This is a genomic window from Comamonas sp. 17RB (assembly GCF_030056555.1).
GTDB classification, from domain to species: domain Bacteria; phylum Pseudomonadota; class Gammaproteobacteria; order Burkholderiales; family Burkholderiaceae_C; genus Comamonas; species Comamonas terrigena.
The window spans coordinates 123,398-142,772 of the sequence record NZ_JASHHY010000001.1; the positions used below are offsets into that span (position 1 = coordinate 123,398).

Annotated in this window: 17 protein-coding genes; 5 read left to right on the plus strand and 12 right to left on the minus strand. The window is 65.2% G+C overall.

The window, feature by feature from the left end:
* Positions 1-195: 195 nt before the first annotated feature.
* Positions 196-807, minus strand: a complete 612-nt coding sequence (locus QM470_RS00525) for an isochorismatase family protein (protein WP_066532077.1) — start codon at positions 805-807, stop codon at positions 196-198.
* 273 nt (positions 808-1,080) lie between these two features.
* Here QM470_RS00525 and QM470_RS00530 point away from each other — a divergent pair, with 273 nt between their 5' ends.
* The gene (locus QM470_RS00530; protein ID WP_283337739.1) at positions 1,081-1,653 is read left to right on the plus strand and encodes a C40 family peptidase; all 573 of its coding nucleotides are present in this window, start codon (positions 1,081-1,083) and stop codon (positions 1,651-1,653) included.
* 127 nt (positions 1,654-1,780) lie between these two features.
* Here QM470_RS00530 and QM470_RS00535 read toward each other — a convergent pair whose 3' ends face one another.
* The 7 genes from QM470_RS00535 to QM470_RS00565 all read right to left on the minus strand — a co-directional run bounded on the left by QM470_RS00535 (position 1,781) and on the right by QM470_RS00565 (position 9,277).
* Positions 1,781-3,103 carry a sensor domain-containing diguanylate cyclase gene (locus tag QM470_RS00535; protein WP_283337740.1) on the minus strand — a complete coding sequence of 441 codons (1,323 nt, stop codon included), beginning with the start codon at positions 3,101-3,103 and terminating at the stop codon, positions 1,781-1,783.
* 164 nt (positions 3,104-3,267) lie between these two features.
* Positions 3,268-3,909, minus strand: coding sequence for a bifunctional 4-hydroxy-2-oxoglutarate aldolase/2-dehydro-3-deoxy-phosphogluconate aldolase (locus QM470_RS00540; protein ID WP_283337741.1), 642 nt, complete (start codon positions 3,907-3,909; stop codon positions 3,268-3,270).
* Positions 3,891-5,720 carry a phosphogluconate dehydratase gene (edd, locus tag QM470_RS00545; RefSeq protein WP_283337742.1) on the minus strand — a complete coding sequence of 610 codons (1,830 nt, stop codon included), beginning with the start codon at positions 5,718-5,720 and terminating at the stop codon, positions 3,891-3,893. Before edd ends, QM470_RS00540 begins: the two co-directional genes overlap by 19 nt.
* A 95-nt stretch (positions 5,721-5,815) precedes the next feature.
* On the minus strand, positions 5,816-6,835 hold the full coding sequence (locus QM470_RS00550; RefSeq protein WP_283337743.1) for a TRAP transporter substrate-binding protein: 1,020 nt from the start codon (positions 6,833-6,835) through the stop codon (positions 5,816-5,818).
* A 48-nt stretch (positions 6,836-6,883) separates the two neighbouring features.
* Positions 6,884-8,164 (minus strand): TRAP transporter large permease, encoded by a 1,281-nt coding sequence (locus tag QM470_RS00555; protein ID WP_283337744.1) that lies wholly within the window; start codon positions 8,162-8,164, stop codon positions 6,884-6,886.
* A 12-nt stretch (positions 8,165-8,176) separates the two neighbouring features.
* Positions 8,177-8,683 carry a TRAP transporter small permease gene (locus QM470_RS00560; RefSeq protein WP_283337745.1) on the minus strand — a complete coding sequence of 169 codons (507 nt, stop codon included), beginning with the start codon at positions 8,681-8,683 and terminating at the stop codon, positions 8,177-8,179.
* A 30-nt stretch (positions 8,684-8,713) separates the two neighbouring features.
* Positions 8,714-9,277 carry a gluconokinase gene (locus QM470_RS00565; RefSeq protein WP_283337746.1) on the minus strand — a complete coding sequence of 188 codons (564 nt, stop codon included), beginning with the start codon at positions 9,275-9,277 and terminating at the stop codon, positions 8,714-8,716.
* A gap of 154 nt (positions 9,278-9,431) precedes the next feature.
* On the opposite strand from QM470_RS00565, the gene gntR reads away from it, so the two are divergent.
* Positions 9,432-10,517, plus strand: coding sequence for an HTH-type transcriptional regulator GntR (gntR, locus tag QM470_RS00570; RefSeq protein WP_283337747.1), 1,086 nt, complete (start codon positions 9,432-9,434; stop codon positions 10,515-10,517).
* Positions 10,518-10,588: 71 nt separating this feature from the next.
* Here the strand turns inward: gntR and QM470_RS00575 are convergent, their stop codons facing one another.
* Positions 10,589-11,479, minus strand: a complete 891-nt coding sequence (locus QM470_RS00575) for a LysR family transcriptional regulator (protein ID WP_283337748.1) — start codon at positions 11,477-11,479, stop codon at positions 10,589-10,591.
* 104 nt (positions 11,480-11,583) lie between these two features.
* Here QM470_RS00575 and QM470_RS00580 point away from each other — a divergent pair, with 104 nt between their 5' ends.
* Positions 11,584-12,558 carry a Bug family tripartite tricarboxylate transporter substrate binding protein gene (locus QM470_RS00580; protein ID WP_283337749.1) on the plus strand — a complete coding sequence of 325 codons (975 nt, stop codon included), beginning with the start codon at positions 11,584-11,586 and terminating at the stop codon, positions 12,556-12,558.
* Between the two features lie 71 nt (positions 12,559-12,629).
* Positions 12,630-13,463, plus strand: coding sequence for a substrate-binding domain-containing protein (locus QM470_RS00585; RefSeq protein ID WP_283337750.1), 834 nt, complete (start codon positions 12,630-12,632; stop codon positions 13,461-13,463).
* A gap of 372 nt (positions 13,464-13,835) precedes the next feature.
* Here QM470_RS00585 and rng read toward each other — a convergent pair whose 3' ends face one another.
* Positions 13,836-15,323: a ribonuclease G gene (gene rng / locus QM470_RS00590; RefSeq protein WP_066532119.1), complete on the minus strand. Its 1,488-nt coding sequence runs from the start codon at positions 15,321-15,323 to the stop codon at positions 13,836-13,838.
* Between the two features lie 94 nt (positions 15,324-15,417).
* Positions 15,418-16,038, minus strand: coding sequence for a Maf family protein (locus QM470_RS00595; RefSeq protein WP_283337751.1), 621 nt, complete (start codon positions 16,036-16,038; stop codon positions 15,418-15,420).
* Between the two features lie 432 nt (positions 16,039-16,470).
* Here QM470_RS00595 and katG point away from each other — a divergent pair, with 432 nt between their 5' ends.
* Positions 16,471-18,672: a catalase/peroxidase HPI gene (gene katG / locus QM470_RS00600; RefSeq protein WP_283337752.1), complete on the plus strand. Its 2,202-nt coding sequence runs from the start codon at positions 16,471-16,473 to the stop codon at positions 18,670-18,672.
* Between the two features lie 169 nt (positions 18,673-18,841).
* On the opposite strand, the gene QM470_RS00605 is transcribed toward katG, so the two are convergent.
* Entirely contained in the window at positions 18,842-19,348 is a 507-nt protein-coding gene (locus QM470_RS00605; RefSeq protein WP_283337753.1) for a DUF6882 domain-containing protein, read from the minus strand.
* Positions 19,349-19,375 lie beyond the last annotated feature (27 nt).

Here is a 19,375-nt window from a genome sequence, read left to right on the forward strand (position 1 = left end):
CCCCCGCTTCCCCTGGTACTTCAGCCGGGTACGGGAGATGATGCAACGTGGGCGGTTCGCGCCCCAAGACCGTGCAGCCTCGGCGGCTTGCGATGCGCCCATCCCAACGGGCGCAAAAAAACCGCCCCTCGGGGCGGTCTGGTGTGCAGGCAGCGGCGGCACCGCCGGTTCTTGGTGCCTGCCCTGCGATGGGTCTTACTTGACCAGCGCCAGCATGTCCTTGAACGCCGGGTGCTCGCAGCTGCGCAGCCACTCGAACGCCACCATCTCCGTGGTCACCAGTTCGGCGCCGGCACCGGCCAGGCGGTCAAAGGCGGCATCACGGTTGCGCTCGGTGCGCGAGCTGCAGGCATCGGTCACCACCCACACATCCATCTCTTCTTCCAGCAGCTCCAATGCGGTCTGCATCAGACAGACATGGGCTTCGCAGCCGGCGATGACAATGGTGCTGCGCTCCATTTCCGGCTGGGTCTGGACCGGCTTTTGCAGGTGCTTGGGCAGGCTGCGCGCATTGCGGCCTTGCTGGGGCTTGACGGGCGGGCGCAGCCAGTCGAGCAGGCCATCGGGCACGGCACTGAAACTCATCTTCTGCAGCGTACGGTCGCACAGCTCCCGCACGGCAGGCACATTACCGCCCAGGCGGCTGGGGTTTTGTTCGGTGCCGAACACCGGCACTTCCATCAGCCGTGCCAGCTGGGCCAGGCGCACGGCGTTGGCAGTGACCAGGGCGTGCTCGTGGATCACGGGCATCAGCTTCTCCTGGTAGTCCACCAGCACCAGTTGGCAGTCGTCGGCATCAAGCAGCATGGTTCTTCCTTCTTTCACTCTCTATATAGGTATGCGTATGAAGCGCTCTAGCGCTTCAGCGATGGCCCCGATTGTCGCAGTTCGCCGCGCAGCGCTGCTGCAGGCTTCCCCTGCGCCGTATTCCCCTGCGGATTTTGCGGGCATGCAGATTGCTTGTCTCCACTGAATTTCGTGTCGATTCCAGCTTGTTTCATATCAAAAACAGATGTGCAAGCTCCGAATCATGACTTTTATGCCTGTTGGCATGCAACATTCGTGTTACCCTCTGCCCCCATGTCCAAGTGGTTGCCTGTCCTCCTGCTCGCCTGTGCCGGTGTCGGCGCACACGCCGCCCCTGCCTCAGACAGTGCCAGTTCCGATGAACTGGGCCGTTTTATGTCGCAGCGCGGCTTTGTGTCGCAGATCCAGAACGCCGGCCACCAGGTCGCGGACAAGACCAGCCAGCTGCTGACCACCGCCATGGGCCTGATCGGTGTGCCCTACCGCCGTGGCGGCACCTCGGAAGACACCGGCTTCGATTGCAGCGGCTTTGTTCGTGCCATCTACCAGAAGACCGCCGGTCTGACCCTGCCCCGTCGCTCCGACGAACAGGCTGCCGCCACCGCCACCATCAAGAAACAAGACCTGAAGCCAGGCGATCTGGTGTTCTTCAACACCATGCGCCGCGCTTTCAGCCATGTGGGCATTTACGTGGGCGAAGGTAAATTCATCCACGCGCCCCGCACCGGTGCATCGGTGCGCGTCGAAAGCATGGAAAGCAAATACTGGGCAACCCGCTTCAACGGTGCCCGCCGCGTGGAAACGCAGGACAGTAACGCCGTCGCAGCCATGGCGCCGCAAAGCTGATACATACAGGTAGCCTGCCCGCCAGGCCTTCCCCAGAAAAAGGAGCTTCAAGCTCCTTTTTTCATGCCTGCAGCACGGGGCGGTACGGCTGCGTATCCCCTGTCCGTTGCAAGCCAGCGGCCTGCACTCAACGTGTGCACGTCGCTTCGGGCTGCGCCGGAGGCGACACAGGCTTCAGCCCCCCGCACTGCGCGGCCAGTGTGACCCGATTGCGGCCGCGCTCCTTGGAGGCATACAGCGCCGCATCGATACGCTGCAGCAGGGACTCCTCCGCCTCCCCCAGCTGCCAGACCCCGACTCCCAGGGAAATGCTGCAATGGCCCGCATTCGGCACCGAGTACCCCTGGACGGAGCTGCGGATGCGCTCGGCCAGCTCCTGCGCCACCTCCAGCGTCACATCCGGCAGGATCACCAGAAACTCCTCCCCGCCCCAGCGCACCACATAGTCCGTACTGCGCACCGACTGCAGCAGCACCGCGGCCACACTTTTCAGCACCAGGTCGCCGGTGCGATGGCCCCAGCTGTCATTGATGCGCTTGAAATGGTCCAGGTCGCCCAGAATCAGGCCAAAGCCCTGACCGGACGCCAGCGCATGCATCTGGCAATGCTCCAGTTCGTACTCGCCGGCATGCCGGTTCAGCAGTCCCGTCAGCTTGTCGCGGGAGGCCTGCTCGCGCAAAACCGTCTCGCGCTGCACCTGCGGCGTGATGTCTTTGGAAACCCCCACATAGTGGCTGATCTCGCCTGCGCTGTTGTGCAAGGCGGCAATGCTCTGCTCGGCGTAGTACAGGCTGCCGTTTTTGTGGCGGTTGATGAAGGTGCCGCGAAACCCCTCGCCCCGGAGCAGACAGGCTTGCAGCGCTTCATAGAACCCCGGCTCGTGCATGCCCGAGCGCAGCAGCATGGGGCTTTGCCCCAGCAGCTCGCTGCGGCTATAGCCCGTCAAGGCCTCGCAGGCCTGGTTCACGTACACGATGGTCCATGTGTCATCGGTGATCAGGATGGCATCGTTCGATGCATTCAAGGCCTGCGCCAGCAGATTGCGCTCTTGGTCGGCCTGCACCCGCTCCGAGACATCGCGCTGTACCGAGACAAAATAACGGATCTCTCCGGCCCCGTCGCGTACCGGCGAGATGTTCCACTCCAGATGGTAGGCCTCGCCGTTCTTGCGGTAGTTGATGGCGGCCCCTTCGAAGAACACGCCCTGCTCCAGGCAATGGCGCAGCCTGTCCAGCACCGCCCGGTCGGTCGCCGGTCCCTGCAGCATGCGCGGGGACTGGCCCAGCAGCTCGGCCTCGGAATACCCCGTCATCGCGCACAGCGCCGCGTTGCAGTACACGATCACCGGTCCGCCGCCGCCGCGTTCGGCGTTGGTGATCATGACGGCGTTGAACGACTGCTCCAGGGCCACTTGCAGCAGATCGCTTTTGAAGGCGGGGAAAGTGTGCATACATCGATCACCAGACAGCTGTTGCCCAACCGGGCAGCACACTGTAAGCGCAATCCCACGCCTTGGCGATCTTTATGGCGACCGGCTGCTGCCGTCTCTGTGCAGGCGGGCGCTGCCATGGCGCGGCCACAGGCAGCTCGGGCAGCTCGGGCAGCGCGGGCCGTTCAGGCAGCGCGCAGAGCCACCGCCTCGCAGGCCAGCGCGGTGATGCGACTCCAGTCGCCCTGTTCCAGCGCGTCCACCGGCACCAGCCAGGAGCCACCGACGCAGACCACATTCTTCAGCGCAAGAAACTCCCGAGCATTGCCCGGCGAAATACCGCCCGTGGGGCAAAAACGCACATCGCCAAACGGCCCCTGCCAGGCTTTGAGCATGGCCGCGCCACCGGCCTGCACGGCGGGAAAGAATTTCAGTTCGTTGAAACCATCGGCCTGTGCGGCCATGATTTCACCGCTGGTGGCCACTCCGGGCAACAGCGGCAGCCGGAGCTCCTGGCAGGCCCGGCCCAGCGCACTGGTATAGCCCGGACTGACCGCGAAACGCGCACCTGCATTCGCACAGGCCTGGGCATCGCCCGCGCTGCGTACCGTGCCGGCGCCCACAATGGCCTCCGGCACCGCACGCGCAATCGCCTCGATGCAGGACAGGCCCTGGGGCGTGCGCAACGTGACTTCCAGCACACGCACCCCGCCCGCGACCAAAGCCTGGGCCATGGGCACGGCATGGGCCGGGTCGTTCAGCACGATGACCGGAATGACCGGGCCATCCTGCATCAGCTCCAAGGCAGTCAGTCGTTGTTGATCCATGTGCAGGCTCCCTCTTCTGCGCTGAGCGCATGGCGCCGGAATCCGGCAAACAGTTCACGGCCGAATCCCCGGCCATTGGCCTGCCGCAATGCCGGCGGCAGGGTGGCAGCGGTGCGCTGCTGCCATTGTTCTTCGCTCACCAGCACGGCCAGCGTGCCGGCCACGGCATCCAGGCGCACCAGATCCCCGTCACGCAGGCGTGCCAGCGGACCTCCCACACAGGCTTCGGGTGAGACATGGATGGCAGCAGGCACCTTGCCCGATGCGCCGCTCATGCGGCCGTCGGTCACCAGGGCCACCTGGTAGCCCTTGCCCTGGAGCACGGCCAGCGGGGGCGTGAGCTTGTGCAGCTCGGGCATGCCGTTGGCACGCGGCCCCTGCCAGCGCACGACGCAGACCACATCGCGGTCCAGCTCGCCGGCCTTGAAGGCCTGCTGCAAATCGTCCTGCGAATCGAACACGCGCGCCGGCGCCTCGATCACATGGCGGTCCTCCGGCACGGCGCTGACCTTGATCACGCTACGTCCCAGGTTGCCGGACAGCAGCTTCAGGCCGCCGGTGGCACTGAAAGGTGCACTGGCGGGACGCAGCACGGACAGGTCGCCGGACACGGCGGCCTCGTGCCATGCCAGCTGCCCGGCCTGCACGGTGGGAATGCAGGCAAACGCCTTCAGGCCCGGCCCGCGCACGGTCAGCACATCGCCATGCATCAGCCCGGCCTGGAGCAGCTGGCCGATCACATAGCCCGGCCCGCCTGCGGCCTGGAACTGGTTCACATCGGCGCTGCCATTGGGATAGACGCGCGCCAGCAGCGGCACGACCGCCGACAGGTCGGAAAAATCGTCCCAGTCGATGGTGATGCCCGCCGCACGCGCCACCGCCACCCAGTGGATCAGGTGGTTGGTCGAGCCGCCCGTGGCCAGCAGGGCCACCATGGCATTGACGATGCAGCGCTCATCCACCACATGGCCGATGGGGGCAAAACGCCGGTTCTTGGTGATGCCCAGCACCGTGCGCATGGCTTCGCGGGTGAGCAGTTCGCGCTGGTCATCGCCCGGGTTGATGAAAGCCGTGCCCGGCACATGCAGCCCCATGGCTTCCAGCAGCATCTGGTTGCTGTTGGCTGTGCCGTAGAAGGTGCAGGTCCCCTCGCCGTGGTAGGCGGCCGATTCGGCGGCCAGCAGCTCTTTGCGGCCCACTAGGCCCTGGGCAGCCTGCTCCCGCACCTTGGCCTTGTCGCCATTGGACAGGCCCGAGGTCATGGGACCCGCCGGCACGAAAACCGTCGGCAGGTGGCCGAAATGCAGGGCCCCGATCAACAGCCCCGGAACAATCTTGTCGCAGACGCCCAGCATCAGCGCCGCATCGAACACATCATGGGACAGCGCGATGGCCGCGCCCATGGCAATCGCGTCCCGGCTGAACAGACTCAGCTCCATGCCCGGCGCCCCCTGGGTCACGCCATCGCACATGGCCGGCACGCCGCCCGCCACCTGGGCCGTGGCACCCAGTCTGCGGGCCTCGTCCTTGAGGACCTCCGGATAATGTGCCAGCGGCGCATGGGCCGACAGCACGTCGTTGTAGGCCGTGACGATGGCAACGTTGGGCGCCTTTTCCTCCACGATGCGAATGCGGTCGCGGCCGGGAATGCCGGCAAAGGCATGGGCCACATTGGCACAGCCCATGGATTGGGCGCCAGGCGGCCTGGCGGCCATGGCGTCCACCTGTTCAAGGTAGGCGGCACGCGACGCGGCGCTGCGCGCACGGATGCGGCGCGTGACCTGGTCGACAATGGGGTGGATAGTGCTCATGCGTGGTTCCTGCGATGCGCTCGTGGCGCCTCTTCTCTGGTTCATGGGCGTCCAGAACACGGCCCCCTGCCGTGCCCTGAACCACCCGGTGCGCCTTACTTGGCGGCGCGTGCCTGCTTGACGGCGGCCTGCACCTCGTCCCAGGTGCCTTGGCCCACGGTCTTGGCGATGCCCGTGTTCACCGCCGTGAGCTTGTCGCGCATGCGGCCGGCTTCAGTCGCAGGCAGTTCGTTGACCTGCATGCCCTTGGCCTTGATGTCCGCCAGGGCCTTGGCCGCCTCCTCGCGAGTGTCCTTGCGCTCGAACTCACGGCTCTTGATGGCAGCGTCCTGCAGCACCTTCTTTTCGGCGGCGCTCAGGGTGTCCCACCACTTCTTGCTGACGGTGACGATCCAGGGGCTGTAGACGTGGTTGGAGACCGTCAGGTACTTCTGCACTTCATAGAACTTGCTGGACAGCACGGTGTTGAACGGATTTTCCTGGCCATCGACGGCTTTGGTTTCCAGCGCCGTGAACAGCTCGGAGAACGGCAGCGGCACGGCATTGGCACCCAGCGCCTTGAAGCTGTCGAGGAACACATTGTTCTGCATCACACGCAGCTTGACGTCGGCCAGGTCTTCCAGCTTGGCAATCGGGCGCTTGTTGTTGGTGAGATTGCGGAAACCGTTCTCCCAGTACACCAGACCCACCATGCCCTTGGGCTCCAGCGTGGCCTTGACCTTCTCGCCCACGGGACCGTCGAGCACCACGTCGGCCTCCTTGGCGTTGCTGAACAGGAAAGGCGTGTCCCACACCGCCATCTCCGGCGACAGACCGACCAACGTGGCCGTGGAGCCGACCATCATCTCCTGCGCACCGCCGATCAGCGCCTGCTGCATCTGCGTGTCCGAACCCAGCGAGGCATTGCCGATCGCCCGCACCTTCATCTTGCCACCCGTGGCCTTCTCCACTTCCTTGGCGAAGAAGCGCACGGCGCGCCCCTGGTTGGAGTCATCCACCAGGCCATAGCCGAAGCGCACGATGCGCGGCTTGAAGTCCTGGGCCAGGGCCTGGCCGGTAGCGGCCAGCGTGGTGACAACGGCCATCAGGCTGGCCAGTGCAAAGGGAATACGCATGTTCATCTCCTTGGGTTATAGGTCGTTGGTGAAACGGGAAAGACGTCGTCAATGCATCCAGCGCAACGGGGCCAGGATGATTTGGGGGAAGAGCACAAAAAGCACGGCCAGCAGCACGTAGACCATCAGGAACGGGTTGGTGCCTTTGATCACGGTCTCCATGCGCAGCCGGCCCACACCCGCAACCACGTTCTGCACCGTGCCCACGGGCGGGGTGATCAGGCCGATACAGCCCACGTAGATGAACATGAAGCCGAAGTAGATGGGATCGATCCCGGCCTTGACCGCCAGCGGCGCACAGACGGGGCCGAAGATCAGGATGGTTGGGGTCAGATCCATGGCCGTGCCCACCACCAGCAGGAACAGCATCATCGTGGCCATGAACAGCATGGGATTGCCCAGCAGGCCCGCGAAACTGTCTGCCAGCATATTGGGCAGGTCCGCCAGCGTGATCATGTAAGCCGTCACCGTGGCCGCGCCACACAGGAACATCACCACGGCCGTGGTCTTGGCCGCGGCCAGGAACACGGCATACAGCCGGCTCCAGGTCATTTCGCGGTAGATCACCATGGACACGAACAGCGCATAGACCGCGGCAACCACGGCAGCTTCGGTGGGGGTGAACACCCCGCCCTTGAGACCGCCCAGGATGATGACCGGCATCATCATGGCCCAGAAGCTCTGGACCAAGGCCTTCAGGCGCGGCCCCCAGGCCATGCGCTGGCCCCGCGGCAGATCATATTTGCGGGCAATGGACCACCAGGCAAAGATCAGGAACAGGCCCATGATCAGGCCCGGCACCACGCCGGACAGGAACAGCTTGCTGATCGAGGTGTTGGTGGTCACGCCATAGATCACGAAGGGCATGGACGGCGGGATGATGGGCGCGATGATGCCGCCCGATGCCAGCAACCCGGCGCTGTAGCTGTCGGGGTACTTCTGGTCCCGCATCATGGGCAGCAGGATGGTGGCCAGCGCGGCAGTGTCGGCGATGGCCGAGCCGCTCATCGATGCCAGCAACACGGCCGCGCCGATGGCCACATAGCCCAGGCCTCCACGGATATGGCCCACATAGGCGCGCGCCAGGTCGATGATGCGGCGCGACAGACCGCCCGCATTCATCAACTCGCCTGCCAGGATGAAGAAAGGCACGGCCAGCAGCGGAAAGTTGTCGAAACCGGCCTGCAGATTCTGCGCAAGCAACTGCGAATCGAAGAAATCCAGGTGCCACATCAGCGCCACGCCCGTGAGTACCAGCGCCTGTGCGATCGGCATGCCGATCACCATGCCGCCGATCAGCACCGCCAGAAAGATCAGGGTCACAACCATGGTGTGTACTCCTTACTCGACCGAAGTCTCGGCATGGTTGTCAGCCGGTGCGCCACGGCGCAGGTCGCGCAAGGTCACCAGGATCAGGCCTACGGCCAGCACCAGGGTGGCCGCCGCGCCCAGCGCCAGCGGGTAGCCCAGCACCGTGCTGAAACTGTTCAGCCCGGCCTGGACCTGGTCCCAGGAGCCCGACAGCAGCAAGCCCATGCATGCCAGCACCAGCAACTGCGACAGCCAGAACAGCAGCTTGCGTGCAGCGGGTCCCACGCGCGAGGTCACCAGATCGAAACCCAGGTGGCTGCCTTCAAAGGCCGCGACGATGGCACCGATGGCCACCAGCCAGACAAAGAGCAGGCGCGAGATCTCCTCGTACGACACGATGCTGGTGTGAAACACATAGCGCAGCACCACATTGACGAAGACGGCAATGACCATGCCTGCCAGCGCCAGCACCATCAGTGCCTCGGCCAGCCGCTGAAGGCGCGGCTTGGGGCCGGCTGCGGGGGAATCGGTTTGCATGTGGGGTCTCCTGATGTTGTGTTTATGTTGTTAGGTGGTCAGTGCACGGGGCCGGTCCAGCCACGTTTGGGTGCGTTGCACGATCTCAGTCAGCGGCAGCGTGGCATCCACGCAGAGCACGGCGCCCTCGCCTTCGGGGCGCTCCAGGGTCGCAAACTGGTTGGCCACGAGTTCAGGCGAGAAAAAATGCCCCGAGCGGTCCTGCACACGCTGCAGCGCGGTGTCGTAGCCCAGGTCCAGGAAGACGAAACCCACCGTGCCGCTCGGGCCGGCATCGCGCAGGCGGTCACGGTATTTGCGCTTGAGCGCCGAGCAGGTCAGCACCACACCGGGACCGGGCGTTGCAATGGCCGAGTCCAGCAGGCGCGTCAGCGTATCCAGCCAGCCGCTGCGGTCTTCGTCGGTCAAGGGCGTGCCGGCCTGCATCTTGCGGATGCTTTCCTCGGCGTGGTAGGCATCGCCTTCGTGCAGGGTCCAGCCCAGGGCATGCGCCAGCGACTGGCCCACGCTGGACTTGCCGCAGCCGGAGACCCCCATGACGACCAGCGCCTGGGGATTGCGTTCGGGATGGGTTGTTCGGATAGCGCTATCCATGATCTTGCAAAAAAAGCAGGCCAGGGCCTGCCTTGGATTTCGGTGTTTCTCTCAGACCATCTGCGGGTTTACACGCAGCAACCATGGCCTCGGGATGAATTGGTTAGCGCTATCATAACCTTCGCCCGCACAGCCTCCGACCTAGGACAATCCCTTGGCCCGACACCCTCCTCCCGCTTCACCGCCTGCCCCACCGCCCACTTCTACCGAGCCTGCGCGCCACCGCGCACGGTCTTCCCGCGCCAGCGGACGCGTCACACTCAGCGACGTCGCAGAAGCCGTCGGCGTCAGTCCCATGACGGTCTCGCGCGCGCTGCGCGGCGAACGCCGCGTGGATCCCGCACTGGTTGAGAAAATACGCGCCACCGCCGCGCAGATGGGCTATGTGCCGGACCCGGCAGCCCGCGCACTGGCCTCGCAAAAAAGTGCGCAGGTGCTGGTGCTGGTGCCCATGCTGTCCAACACCTTGTTCGTGGACCTGATCGAGGCAGTGCACAAGGAGCTGTTCGCGGCGGGCTACCACGCGCTGATCGGCGTGACCCACTACGACCGGGCCGAGGAAGAGCAGCTGTTGCGCACCTACCTGCCCATGCGCCCTGCGGGCCTGCTGCTCACCGGCTTTGACCGCAGCCCCGCCGCACGTGCGCTGGTGGCCGCCAGCAAGGTGCCTTGCGTGCACCTGATGGAGCTGGGCGACGGCAGCGGCACGCCCAGCGTCGGGTTTTCACAGGCCGACGCAGGTGCCACCATCACCCGGCACCTGCTGGAACGCGGCCACAGGCGCATCGCCTTCTGCGCCGGCCAACTCGATGCCCGTGTGATGCAGCGCGCCACCGGCTACCGCCGGGCATTGCAGGAAGCCGGCCTGTACGACCCTGCTCTGGAATTGCTCTGGCCCCGCCCCACGTCGATGGCGCTGGGCGCCGAACTGCTGAATGCCGCGCTGCAGCTGGAGCCCGCCCCCGATGCCCTGTTCTTCTGCAACGATGACATTGCCCAGGGCGCCTTGCTGGAAGCCCTGCGCCGGGGGCTGCAGGTGCCGCAGCGCGTCGCCATCACCGGCTTCAATGACCTGCCGGGCAGCGACCAGATGGTGCCGCCGCTGACCACCATACGTACGCCGCGCAGCCATATCGGCACCGAAGGCGCACGCATGCTGTTGAAGCTCATACGGGGCGAGGCCGTGGACCCACCCAGCATGGATCTGGGCTACGAGCTGGTGGTGCGGCAAAGCAGCTGAGGCAGCCCGACTGCGAAGGCGGCACGCCGTTGCTGCGGCCGCCGCCACCAGTTGCCGGGCAGGACGACCGTTCACAGCGCTTGAATCAGGCGCTGCCTCAGTGCGTGCGCCGCATGGCTCAGCACCCGGTCCCGCCGCTGCAGCAGACCCAGAGTACGCCACACGTCGGGCGCGGTCAGTGGCACACCGCAGATGCGCAGATGGTCCTGGCGCAGCGCCAGCTGCGGCACCACCGCCAAGCCCAGGCCGGCCTCCACCAGGGCCAGGGCGCCGGTGACGTGGTTGCATTCGTGCCAGGCCACAGGCTGTTCGGGCAGCCCGGCCATCACCTGGTCCAGCAACAGCCGGTTGCCGCTGTTGTGGGATACGGAGACCAGCCGTTTTCCGGCCAACTCCGCCCACTCCAACTGACTGCGATCGGCCCAGGCGTGGTCGCGCGGCATGGCCAGCACATAGCGCTCGCGCGTCAGGGCCTCGAAGCGCAAGGCAGGCTCCTGGCTGCCCGTAAAGCTCAGGCCGAAGTCCACTTCCCCGCGCAACACCGCCTCCACCACCTGCTGCGCGCTTTCATCCACCACGCGCACCTGCACATCGGGCTGCTCCTGCGCAAAGGCCTGCAGCACGGGGGGCAGCAGACTGGTGGCGGCCGAAGGAATGCACGCCACCGCCACACGGCCACGGCGCAGCTTCACCTGGTCGTCCAGGCGCTGCACGGCCTCATCCAGCACGGCCAATGCCCGGCGCGCCTCCTGCAGGAATTCCTGACCCACCTCCGTCAACGCCACATGGCGGGTGGTGCGTTCCAGCAACCGTGCACCCAGCATCGACTCCAGCCTCTCCACGCGCCGGCTCAAGGCGGGGGGCGAAAGGTACAGCGCCTCGGCAGCCAGGCGGAAACTGGCCTTCTCCGCCGTGGTCACGAAGGCGAGCAATTCGCCCATCTCGAATTTGATGCTTTGCACGCAATAGTCATTCTAAAAGTTGCAATTCACAGAATAACACCCGCTGCATACGATGGCGCCCTTGAAAACGCTGGCACCGGCCGGCATGCAATGGAGACAAAACAATGCAGCAACACAGACTGATCGCGGGCAGCGCCCTGGCAGCCCTTTTTTCCCTGGCCGTGGGGACCGCGCACGCCCAGGCCTTCCCGCCCAAGAAGCCCGTGACCATGGTGGTCGGGTTCGCCGCCGGAGGTTCCGCCGACATCGCAGCGCGCGTCATCGCCAAGAAGCTGGGCGAAAACATCGGCCAGAGCGTGGTGGTGGAAAACAAACCCGGCGCGGGTGGCAACCTGGCGCATGCACAGGTCGCCCATGGCCCGTCCGACGGCTCGGTGCTGCTGTTTGGCTCGATTGGTCCGTTGAGCATCGCCCCGCACTTCATGAAAGTCGGCTACGACCCGCTCAAGGACCTGGCCCCCATCACCATGGGCGTGAACTTCCCCAACGTCCTGGTTGTGCCTGCCAGCACAGGCATCAAGACACTGGGCGAATTCGTGGCCAAAGCCAGGCGTGAACCCGGCAAGCTCGACTTCGCCTCCACCGGACCGGGCTCCGCCTCGCACCTGGCCGGTGAACTGCTCAACGATGTCGCCAAGATCGACACCCTGCATGTCCCCTACAAGGGCGGCGCGCCCGCCCTGCAGGACGTGCTGGGCAGCCGCGTCACCTCCTTCTACGCAGCGCCGCCCACCGCCCTGCCGCATATCGAGTCCGGCAAGCTCATCCCGCTGGCCACCACGGGGCTCACGCGTCCGGCTTACCTGCCCAACGTCCCCACCGTGGCCGAGAGCTTTCCGGGCTTCAACGCCACCAACTGGTATGCCTTCGTGGCATCTGCCAAGACCCCCAAGACCCTGCTGGACCGCTGGAACGCCGAACTCGTCAAGGTGCTGAACACCCCCGAGGTACGCGACAACCTGCTCAAGCACGGCCAGACCGCCGCGCCCGGCAGCCGCGAAGAGCTGGGGCAGTTCATTGCCGCCGAGCATGCCAAGTGGGGACGCATCATCCGCGAGCGAAAGATCACGGCCGACTGATTCCCGCGCCAGGCGGCCACTACGGCCGCCATCCCGAACCCGACATTCACAAAAAATTCAGGAGACACACCATGACCGCCATCGCCAGCCACCACCGCCCTTCTCACCTGCGCCGCCGCACCCTGGGTGCGCTGCTGGGCGCCGCCCTCTGCGCAGGCCTCGCCCTGGGCACCGCTGCGCCCGGTGCGGCGCATGCCGATGAGATCCGTGTCGTGACCTCTGGCGGCTTCTCGGCCGCCTATGACCAACTGGTGCCGCTGTACGAGCAAGCCACCGGGCACAAGGTCATCACCTCGCGCGGCGCTTCCATGGGCAACGCACCCGACTCCATTCCCAGCCGTCTGGCACGCGGCGAGCAATTCGACGTGATCATCCTCGCGGATGCAGCCCTGGACCAGCTGGCCGCGCAAGGCAAGGTGGAAACCGGCAGCCGCGTGGACCTGGCACGCTCCATGATCGGCATGAGCGTGCGCAAAGGCACTCCCAAGCCGGACATCAGCTCGGTGGATGCGCTCACACAGACCCTGCTGAAAGCCCAATCCATCGCCTACTCGGCCAGCGCCAGCGGCACCTATCTGGCCAACGAACTGTTTCCGCGCCTGGGTGTGGCCGAGCAGATCAAGGGTAAGGCCACCCGCATCCTCAGCGAGCGCGTCGGTGCGGTCGTGCTGCGCGGCGACGCCGAAATCGGCTTCCAGCAGGTCAGCGAACTGCTGCCATTCAAGGAACTGGACTTCGTCGGTCCCTTGCCCGATGAAGTCCAGCAGCGGGTGTTCTTCTCCGCGGGCGTGGCCGTCGGAGCCCAAAGCCCCGACACCGCACGCCACCTGATCAGCTTTCTTGCGGCACCGGCAGCGGCCCCAATCGTTCGCAGCACCGGCATGGAGCCGGCCAAAAAGCCCTGATCCCCTGGGCCGCCGCGCTATCCCGCTTTCATACACGGGAGGGATCCGTTTACAAGCGCTCGCGCCGCAGCAAACTCTATGGAGAGCCGGGCCACACCCGCTGGAGCGGAGGATTCCTGGGCAGGCAGAACAAGGAAGCAGCGACGCAGGGCTCACTGCGGGGCTGGTGCACAGCTTCTGAGCGCGGCTGCGGCCACGGCCTGAGCCCGCAGCCGCGACCGAGCCGGGCATGCGCTGCGCGCAGGCACCGGTTCCTCCCGGTGCCTGTCCCGGAATCCAGCCCGGGTCCCTCCATCCCTGGGAGAAAATCCGGCTGCCGCCGATTTCACGCGAGAGGGGTGTTCTCGCCCCTTCTATCGGAGCGCCAAATGCTCACAGCAGCACGATGTCGTACTGCTCCTGGCCCATGCCGTTTTCGGACTGCAGCGAAATGGGCTTGCCGATGAAATCCGACAGCCCCGCCAGATGCTGGCTTTCCTCGTCCAGGAACATGTCCACCACCTTGGCATTGGCCACGATGCGGAACTCCTTGGGATTGAACTGGCGCGCTTCGCGCAGGATTTCACGCAGCACGTCATAGCACACGCTGCGCACGGTCTTGACGCTGCCCTTGCCCATGCACTGCGGGCAGGGCTCGCACAGCATGTGCGCCAGCGATTCGCGGGTGCGCTTGCGCGTCATCTCCACCAGGCCCAGCTGTGAGAAGCCCCCGGCCATGGTCTTGACCCGGTCGCGCCCCAGCTGCTTGCGGAACTCGGCCAGCACCTCCTGCTGGTGCTCCTCGCGCACCATGTCGATGAAGTCCACGATGATGATGCCGCCCAGATTGCGCAGGCGCAGCTGGCGGGCAATGGCCTGTGCCGCTTCCAGATTGGTCTTGAAGATCGTGTCGTCGAAATTGCGCGCACCGACAAAGCCGCCGGTGTTCACGTCGATCGTGGTCAGCGCCTCGGTCTGGTCCACGATCAGATAGCCCCCGGATTTGAGGTCCACGCGCCGGCCCAGTGCCTTGGCGATCTCCTCGTCCACGGAGTACAGATCGAAGATCGGCCGCTCTCCCTTGTACAGCTGCAGCTTGGGCACGGAGCTGGGCATGTACTCCTTGCCAAAGCCCATCAACGCCGCAAACTGCTCCTGCGAATCAATGCGGATGCTCTGCGTCTGCTCCCCCACCAGATCGCGCAGCACCCGCTGCAGCAGGTTCAGATCCTGGTGCAGCACCGACATGGGCGGCAGACGCACGGACGCATCCTTGATGCGCGCCCAGGTCTTGCGCAGGTAGGCAATGTCCTCGCCCAGCTCGCCATCGCTGGCGTCTTCCCCATTGGTACGCAGGATGAAGCCCCCGCCGCCGCCTTTTTCCTTGGTTCCCACCAGGGCCTGCAGGCGGCCGCGCAGCGCATCGCGCTCTTCCGAAGGAATTTTCTGCGACACGCCAATATGATCGTCCTGCGGCAGGAACACCAGCAGCCGCCCGGCAATGCTGATCTGGGTGGACAGGCGTGCGCCCTTGGTGCCGATGGGGTCCTTGATGACCTGCACCATGATGGACTGGCCTTCGAACACCTGCTTCTCGATCGGCACCGGCGGCTCGTTCTTGCGCGCGAACATGGGCGCATCGCCGTTTTCCTGGCGGTGCCACACATCGGCCACATGCAGGAAGGCGGCCCGCTCCAGGCCAATATCGATGAAGGCAGACTGCATACCCGGCAGCACGCGCGACACCTTGCCCAGATAGACATTGCCCACCAGGCCGCGTTCCAGCGGGCGCTCGATGTGCAGCTCCTGCACCGCGCCACCTTCGATGATGGCGACCCGGGTTTCCTGGGGCGACCAGTTGATCAGAATGTCTTGTTGCATGGGGAGGTAACTTCCAGGAAATCAGAACCGGATCCGCCGCACCGCCCGTGTGCCAGACGCTGCAGCCAATCCAAACAATGCGCCATCGTGCCGTTCAGAGCGGCCAGCCCGCCTGCCGCAGCAGCTCTGCGGTCTCGTACACCGGCAGACCCATGATGCCCGAATAGCTGCCTGCCATGTGCGCTACATGCGCAGCAGCCAGGCCCTGGATGCCGTAGCTGCCGGCCTTGCCCATGGGCTCGCCACTGGCCACATAGGCAGCGATCTGCGCCTCGGTCATGGCCGCGAACGTGACCTGGGAGATGGAAAGCGCGGCCCGCCGCTGCCCACCGTCCTGCAGCGCCACAGCAGTCAGCACCTCGTGCGTCTGACCGGCCAGCTGGCGCAGCATCCGGGCCGCGTCGGCCGCATCATCCGGCTTGCCCAGAATCTGCGTGCCCAGCGCCACCGTGGTGTCGGAACACAGAATCGGCGCCTGCGCCAGCTGCCGGCGTGCATGGCGCGCCACGGCGGCGTCCAGCTTCAGACCGGTGACACGCACCACATAGTCACGCGGGGTTTCACCGGGCAGCACGGCCTCGATGGCCTCGGCATCCTCGGCCACATCGCCCTGCACATTGGGCAGCAGCAGGACATGGCGCACCCCCATCTGCTCCAGCAACTGGCTGCGGCGCGGGCTTTGCGAGGCAAGGTAGAGATAAGGCAAGGCGGTCATGGGGCTTCAAGTGAAATTGGCAGCTTCATCGCACCACAGAAGCGCAAGAAGCTATTAAATCCATAGTACCACGCAGCCGGTGGCATTGCATGTCGGGATGATCCCCGTCACCCCATGCGCCCCACGCCGCGCCCGGCGTGGTCCGGCCCTGCGTCCCCGCTCACCCGCCTCCAGGCCGGCTGGCGCCCCTATTCCGACCTGGCCGGTGGCTTACCCCCTTCCCATCCGCCGCCACCTTGTGCAGCATCAAGCCCGGCAGAACACAAGCCGCTATGGTGGGTTTGCATTTTTTCAATCGCAACCGCCTTGTTCCTGCCATCAACGGCACGGATAATAGACTCATTCAATAGTAAACAACTATTGAATTAACAAAATCGATTGCTAATGCCTTTAGGTATCTGCCGTCCCAGTCACGTTGAAACGGAGAACCCCATGACCACAGAATCCAAGTGCCCCTTCCATGCCGCCAACAGCGGCACCGTTGCGGAAGGTGGTGGTGCCAGCAACAAAGATTGGTGGCCCAACCAGCTGCGTGTGGACCTGCTGAACCAGCACTCCGCCAAGAGCAATCCCATGGGCGAGGACTTCCACTACGCCGACGAATTCAAGAAGCTGGACTATGAAGCCGTCAAACGCGATCTGCGCACGCTGATGACCGATTCGCAGGACTGGTGGCCGGCCGACTTCGGCCACTACGGCCCGCAGTTCATCCGCATGGCATGGCATGCCGCCGGTACCTACCGCGTGCAGGACGGCCGCGGTGGTGCAGGCCGGGGCCAGCAGCGCTTTGCCCCGCTGAACAGCTGGCCCGACAACGTCAACATCGACAAGTCCCGGCGCCTGCTGTGGCCCATCAAGCAAAAGTACGGCAACAAGCTGTCCTGGGCCGACCTGATGATCCTGACCGGCAACGTCGCCCTGGAAACCATGGGCTTTCGCACCTTCGGTTTTGCCGGTGGCCGTGTCGACAGCTGGGAACCCGACCAGGACGTTTATTGGGGCGCCGAGAAGGAATGGCTGGCCACCAGCGACAAGCCCAACAGCCGCTACAGCGGTGACCGCGATCTGGAAAACCCGCTGGCCGCCGTGCAGATGGGCCTGATCTATGTAAACCCCGAAGGTCCGGACGGCAATGGCGACCCCATCTCCGCAGCCCGCGACATCCGCGACACCTTCGCCCGCATGGCGATGGACGATGAAGAAACCGTGGCTCTGATCGCCGGCGGCCACACCTTCGGCAAGACCCACGGCGCCGGCCCGGCAAGCCATGTGGGCGCAGAGCCCGAAGCCGCAGAACTGGAAGCACAAGGCCTGGGCTGGCACAGCAGCTATAAGTCAGGCACGGGCGGTGACGCCATCACTTCCGGCCTGGAAGTGACCTGGACCCAGACCCCTGCGCAGTGGAGCAACTTCTTCTTCGAAAACCTGTTCAAGTTCGAATGGGTCCAGGAAAAGAGCCCGGCCGGCGCCATCCAGTGGGTCGCCAAGGATGCAGGCGATGTCATCCCCGACGCGCACGGCGGTCCCAACAAGAAGCCCACCATGCTGACCACCGACCTGTCGCTGCGCCAGGATCCCGCCTACGAAAAGATCTCGCGCCGCTTCCTGGAGAACCCGCAGGCATTCGCCGAAGCCTTTGCCCGCGCCTGGTTCAAGCTGACCCACCGCGACATGGGCCCGCGTGCCCGCTACCTGGGCCCCGAAGTGCCGAAGGAAGAGCTGATCTGGCAGGACGTGATCCCCGCCGTCAAGCACCCGCTGGTGAACGACGCCGACATCGCCGCCCTGAAGTCCAAGCTGCTGGCCTCGGGCCTGACGGTATCGGAACTGGTGGGCACGGCCTGGGCGTCGGCCTCCACCTTCCGCGGCTCGGACAAGCGCGGCGGTGCCAACGGTGCCCGCATCCGCCTGGCCCCGCAAAAGGACTGGGCCGCCAACAACCCTGCGCAGCTGGCCAGGGTGCTCGGCAAGCTGGAAGAAATCCAGCGCGAGTTCAACAAGGCCGCAGACGGCGACAAGCGCATCTCGCTGGCCGACCTGATCGTGCTGGCCGGTAACGCCGGTGTCGAACAGGCCGCTGCCGATGCCGGCGTGAAGGTCACCGTGCCCTTCCACCCCGGCCGCGGCGATGCCACGGCCGAGCAGACCGATGCCGATTCGATCAAGTACCTGGAACCCAAGGCCGACGGCTTCCGCAACCACCTGCACGGCCAGTTTGCCGCGCCGGCGGAAGCGCTGCTGATCGACAAGGCCCAGTTGCTGACCTTGACGGCCCCTGAGCTGACCGTGCTGATCGGCGGCCTGCGCAGCATCAACATCAACACCGACGGCAGCAGCACCGGCGTGCTGACCCAGACCCCCGGCAAGCTGACGAACGACTTCTTCGTCAACCTGCTGGACATGGGCACGCAGTGGAAAGCCACGCCGGACGGCCATTACGAAGGCGTGGACCGCAAGAGCGGCGCCCCCAAGTGGACCGGCAGCCGTGTGGACCTGGTGTTCGGCAGCAACTCCATCCTGCGTGCGCTGGCCGAGGTCTATGCCGAAAAGGGCAACGAGCAGAAGTTCTACCGAGACTTCGTCGCTGCCTGGGCCAAGGTGATGGACCTGGACCGCTTTGACCTGCACAAGTGATCTTGCCAGGAGGTGATCACGGGGTCACCCGATCCATTGGTCCATTTATCCATTGATCGATCCGGTGATCCATGAAGGCAGACTCGGCTCCCGCCCGGGCCTTGCCCGAAAAAAAAAGCGCCCTCCAGGGGCGCTTTTTTCTGTCCCGGTGCAGGCCGAGCCTGCAGGGTCAGTTCGGCAGTGGCGCGTCGTCCATCGGCGCCAGCTGGGCATGCAGGATGGTGAAGTACAGCGTCACATCGCCCTGCTGGTCGATGAAAGTGCCCATCGCGCGCTGCAGGCGGGCCGCAATGCACAGGCATTCGGTGGCTTCAGGGCGGCCGCCGGTGATGCGGGGCGTGGTCAGCAGTGCCAGGCCATTGGCCCGGCCAAAGTCGTGCACCACTTCCAGCGCTTCGCCGTGCTGCTTGGGAATCGCCTCGTTGCCCCAGCTCCACAGAAAGCTGCCTTCGGCCTCACTGGTGGTCCCCACCAGGCACACCGTGGCCACCACCTCGTGCAGCGGTCCCTGCAGCACCAGGGTGGCAGCGTCCAGGTCCCAGCGGTACTCGGGTGCCCCCACCAGGCCCAGCTTGCGCGGCCATTCGGCATTGCGCGCCACCATCATCTTCACCGCTTCACGGCTCCATGCGGCCCAGTCGGTCGGGGTCTGTTCGGTCGGGGGGACTGCACTCATTCGCTCTATCCTGCGTGTTTTTGGGGA

Excerpts from the sequence above, each read along its gene's own strand:
- QM470_RS00525 (WP_066532077.1), bottom strand. The coding sequence starts at position 807 with ATGCTGCTTGATGCCGACGACTGCCAACTGGTGCTGGTGGACTACCAG.
- QM470_RS00530 (WP_283337739.1), top strand. The coding sequence starts at position 1,081 with ATGTCCAAGTGGTTGCCTGTCCTCCTGCTCGCCTGTGCCGGTGTCGGC.
- QM470_RS00535 (WP_283337740.1), bottom strand. The coding sequence starts at position 3,103 with ATGCACACTTTCCCCGCCTTCAAAAGCGATCTGCTGCAAGTGGCCCTG.
- QM470_RS00540 (WP_283337741.1), bottom strand. The coding sequence starts at position 3,909 with ATGGATCAACAACGACTGACTGCCTTGGAGCTGATGCAGGATGGCCCG.
- edd (WP_283337742.1), bottom strand. The coding sequence starts at position 5,720 with ATGAGCACTATCCACCCCATTGTCGACCAGGTCACGCGCCGCATCCGT.
- QM470_RS00550 (WP_283337743.1), bottom strand. The coding sequence starts at position 6,835 with ATGCGTATTCCCTTTGCACTGGCCAGCCTGATGGCCGTTGTCACCACG.
- QM470_RS00555 (WP_283337744.1), bottom strand. The coding sequence starts at position 8,164 with ATGGTTGTGACCCTGATCTTTCTGGCGGTGCTGATCGGCGGCATGGTG.
- QM470_RS00560 (WP_283337745.1), bottom strand. The coding sequence starts at position 8,683 with ATGCAAACCGATTCCCCCGCAGCCGGCCCCAAGCCGCGCCTTCAGCGG.
- QM470_RS00565 (WP_283337746.1), bottom strand. The coding sequence starts at position 9,277 with ATGGATAGCGCTATCCGAACAACCCATCCCGAACGCAATCCCCAGGCG.
- QM470_RS00580 (WP_283337749.1), top strand. The coding sequence starts at position 11,584 with ATGCAGCAACACAGACTGATCGCGGGCAGCGCCCTGGCAGCCCTTTTT.
- QM470_RS00585 (WP_283337750.1), top strand. The coding sequence starts at position 12,630 with ATGACCGCCATCGCCAGCCACCACCGCCCTTCTCACCTGCGCCGCCGC.
- rng (WP_066532119.1), bottom strand. The coding sequence starts at position 15,323 with ATGCAACAAGACATTCTGATCAACTGGTCGCCCCAGGAAACCCGGGTC.
- QM470_RS00595 (WP_283337751.1), bottom strand. The coding sequence starts at position 16,038 with ATGACCGCCTTGCCTTATCTCTACCTTGCCTCGCAAAGCCCGCGCCGC.
- katG (WP_283337752.1), top strand. The coding sequence starts at position 16,471 with ATGACCACAGAATCCAAGTGCCCCTTCCATGCCGCCAACAGCGGCACC.
- QM470_RS00605 (WP_283337753.1), bottom strand. The coding sequence starts at position 19,348 with ATGAGTGCAGTCCCCCCGACCGAACAGACCCCGACCGACTGGGCCGCA.